3 protein-coding genes and 1 pseudogene are annotated in these 3,581 nt (G+C 68.8%); 2 read left to right on the forward strand and 2 right to left on the reverse strand.

Annotation, left to right across the window (positions count from 1 at the left end; translation table 11 throughout):
- Positions 1–691 (forward strand): annotated as a pseudogene (locus AC27IQ_RS20470) (methyl-accepting chemotaxis protein); the annotation flags it as partial.
- A gap of 54 nt (positions 692–745) precedes the next feature.
- Here AC27IQ_RS20470 and AC27IQ_RS20475 read toward each other — a convergent pair.
- Together AC27IQ_RS20475 and AC27IQ_RS20480 are read right to left on the reverse strand one after the other, a co-directional pair.
- The gene (locus AC27IQ_RS20475; RefSeq protein ID WP_272565544.1) at positions 746–1,381 is read right to left on the reverse strand and encodes an L-threonylcarbamoyladenylate synthase; all 636 of its coding nucleotides are present in this window, start codon (positions 1,379–1,381) and stop codon (positions 746–748) included.
- An 11-nt stretch (positions 1,382–1,392) separates the two neighbouring features.
- Positions 1,393–2,256, reverse strand: coding sequence for a 3',5'-nucleoside bisphosphate phosphatase (locus tag AC27IQ_RS20480; protein ID WP_487090588.1), 864 nt, complete (start codon positions 2,254–2,256; stop codon positions 1,393–1,395).
- 184 nt (positions 2,257–2,440) lie between these two features.
- Between AC27IQ_RS20480 and AC27IQ_RS20485 the strand changes: the two genes are divergently transcribed.
- The coding region (locus AC27IQ_RS20485) for a methyl-accepting chemotaxis protein (RefSeq protein WP_487090589.1) at positions 2,441–3,581 on the forward strand (1,141 nt) is incomplete at its 3' end.

Consider the following 3,581-nt stretch of genomic DNA (forward strand, 5'->3'; position numbering starts at 1 on the left):
CAGTCACCGCCACGGTGCAGCAGAACGCCGAGAACGCGCGCCAGGCCAACACGCTGGCCACGGGCGCCTCGGAGATCGCCACGCACGGCGGCACCGTGGTGGGCCAGGTCGTGAGACCATGGGCGGCATCGATGCCTCGGCCCGCAAGATCGTGGACATCATCGGCGTGATCGACGACATCGCCTTCCAGACCAACATCCTGGCGCTCAACGCCGCCGTGGAAGCGGCCCGCGCGGGCGAGCAGGGCCGTGGCTTCGCGGTGGTGGCCTCCGAAGTGCGCAGCCTGGCCCAGCGCAGCGCCGTGGCGGCGCGCGAGATCCGCACACTGATCCAGGAGTCCGTGCAGCAGGTGCAGAACGGCACCGGTCTGGTCGGCCAGGCGGGCAAGACGATGCAGGAGATCGTGCACGACGTGGGGCAGGTCACTGCCCTGCTGGGTGAGATTTCGCACGCCCTGCACGAGCAGAGCGACGGCATCGCCCATGTGAACCAGGCGGTCGCGCACATGGATGGCGCCACGCAGCAGAACGCGGCGATGGTGGAGGCGGCGGCGCGGGCCGCGTCGGTGCTGTCGGAACGCGCGAACGACCTGCAGCGTGCCGTGGGCGCGTTCAAGCTGGACGATGACGACGCGCCCGCCCTGGGCTCGCCCGGCCATCACGGCCCGTCCACTCTGCGCCTGCCGGCCTGAGGGCAGCGGCGGCGCGTTGACTCGCGTCTCAGTGCCGCGTCAGCGCCGCATCCATCAGAGGCCCAGCGCCTGCAGGCTGCCGCGGCCCTCGCGCACCACCCGCGGTTCGCCGCCGTCGTACATGTCGGTCAGGTCCACCACGGTGGTGGGCTCCAGCGGGCAGGCGCCCGCATCGACGACGGCGTCGATCTGGTGCTCGTAGCGCTCGCGGATCTCGCGCGGGTCGTTCAACGGCAGGGTTTCGCCCGGCGCGATGAAGGTGGTGGCCAGGAGCGGCGCGCCGTGCAGTTCCAGCAGCAGTTGCAGGCCCTTGCGGTCCGGCACGCGCAGGCCGATGGTCTTGCGCTGCGGATGGCTCACGCGGCGGGGCACTTCCTTGGTGGCGTCCAGGATGAAGGTGTAGGGCCCGGGCGTCGCCAGCTTGAGCAGGCGGTACTGCCGGTTGTCCACGCGGGCGTAATTGGCCAGCTCCGACAGGTCGCGGCACAGCAGGGTGAGGTGGTGCTTTTCGTCCACCTGCCGGATGCGGCGCAGGCGGTCCACAGCCGCCTTGTCGTCCAGTTGGCACACGAGGGCGTAGCTGGAGTCGGTGGGCACGGCCAGCACCGCGCCTTGCTTGAGCAGCGCGGCGCCCTGCTTGAGCAGCCGGGGCTGTGGGTTGTCGGGGTGGACTTCGAAATACTGGGCCAAGGGGAAGGTCCTCAGGCGGCGGTGTGGATGCGGTCTGCCAGCAGGTCCCACACGGGGGTCAATGCGCCGGGCAGCGGGGGCAGGGCGCCCAGGTCGGTGTGCGATTCGTCCGGACTGTGAAAGTCGCTGCCGCGCGACGCGGCGAGGTTCAATTCGGTGGCCATGGCGGCATACACGCCGTACTCGGCCACGGAATGGCTGCCGGTCACCACTTCCACCCCCCGGCCGCCATGCTGGATGAATTCGGTGAAGAGCGCGTACTCGGCGTTCGCGCTGAACTTGTAGCGGGCCGGATGCGCGATGACGGCGATGCCGCCGGCCTCGTGGATCCAGCGCACCGCATTGCCGAGCGTGGCCCAGCGGTGGGGAACGTAGCCGGGCTTGCCTTCGGTGAGGTATTTGCGGAACACCTCGGAGGTGTCGCGGCACACGCCCGTTTCCACCAGAAAGCGCGCGAAATGGGTGCGGGAGATGAGCTCCGGATTGCCCACATAGCGCAGGGCGCCCTCGTAGGCACCGCGGATGCCCACCTGGGCCAGCTGGCGGGACATTTCCATCGCGCGCTCGCCGCGCCCCCCACGGGTGGCGGCCAGGCCCTGGCTGAGCTGCCGGTCGTCCGGATCGAATCCCAGGCCGACGATGTGCACCGTGGTGTTGGCGAAGGTGACCGAGATCTCCACACCAGTGAGGTAGGGCAGGCCGTGCGATGCGGCGGCGGCCATGGCGCGGTGCTGGCCACCGATCTCGTCGTGGTCCGTCAGGGCCCACAGCTGCACGCCGTTGGCATGCGCCCGGGCGGCCAGTTCCTCGGGCGTGAGCGTGCCGTCGGAAACCACGGAGTGGCAGTGCAGGTCGGCGTTGAGAAGGATGGACACGGATCGATTCTAGGGCGCTGGCCCTCCCGTGTGTCGCAATCTCGCACCAGGTATGGAAAACCCCGCTGACGCCCATCGGCGCAACCACTGAAAATGTAAGCAAAAGTGCACGCCGGTAACGCTCCACGCGTTGCATCGTCTGCCGTGCGTTTTTTTGCGCTTCTTCACCTTCGCCCATTTCCCGATGAACTTCCAGAACCTTTCCGTTGGCCGCAAGCTGTGGCTCATCATCCTCGGCCTCATGGGCAGCATGCTGCTGCTGGTCTATGCCCTCGTGGCCTACACCGCCCGCGTGGATGCCGACACCACCGCCATGGTCCAGGCCAATGAAGACCGCATCTCGCTGGCCTTGCGCTGGAAGGGCATGACACAGTTGGCCGTGGAGCGCGTGGTGGTCAGCGCGGTCACCACCGACGAGGTGCTGAGCACCCGCATGAAGGCGCTGGTCAAGAACGACATCGCCGCCATCACCGAGATCCAGAAGAAGATCATCGCGCAGGCCGTGGCGCCCGAGGAAAAGGCCCAGCTCGAACGCGTCTCCGCCGAGCGCACCGCCGTGCTCAAGATCACCGCCCAGGCCCAGGAAGGCCGCGGGGACATCGACGCCACCCGCAAGCTCGTGGACGACACTTTGCTGCCTGCCGTCGCCAAATACATCCAGACCCAGGAGACCTTCGTCGAGCAGCAGGAGGGCCAGCGCGAAGCGGCCAAGGCCGAGGGCCGGCGCCAGCGGGAAAAGGCGCACTGGATCGGCGCGGCGATTGCTGCCCTGGTGGTGTTGCTGGGCGTGTTCCTGGCGTACCTCACGGTGCATTCGATCACCCAGCCGCTGGACCGCGCCGTGGGCCTGGCCGACGCCATCGCCGAGGGCGATCTGACCGTCGACGTGCAGGACGCGCGCAAGGATGAGCTGGGCCACCTGCTTCGCTCGCTGTCCGCCATGGCGGCGCGCCTGCGCGGCGTGGTGGCCGAGGTGCGCTCGGGCGTGGAGTCGGTGTCCTCCGCCTCCACCGAGATCGCCACCGGCAACCAGGACCTGTCCGCCCGCACCGAACAGACCGCCGCCAACCTCGAGGAGACGGCGGCCAGCATGGAAGAGCTGACCGCCACCGTCACCCAGTCCGCCGACACGGCGCGCCAGGCCAACCAGCTCGCGTCCACGGCGGCGCAGGTGGCCGGGCGGGGCGGCGAAGTGGTGGGCCAGGTGGTGACCAGCATGCAGCAGATCACCGACAGCTCACGCAAGATCAGCGACATCATCGGCGTGATCGACGGCATCGCCTTCCAGACCAACATCCTGGCATTGAACGCGGCCGTGGAAGCGG

It is taken from the genome of Acidovorax sp. KPB24-07, assembly GCF_057543315.1.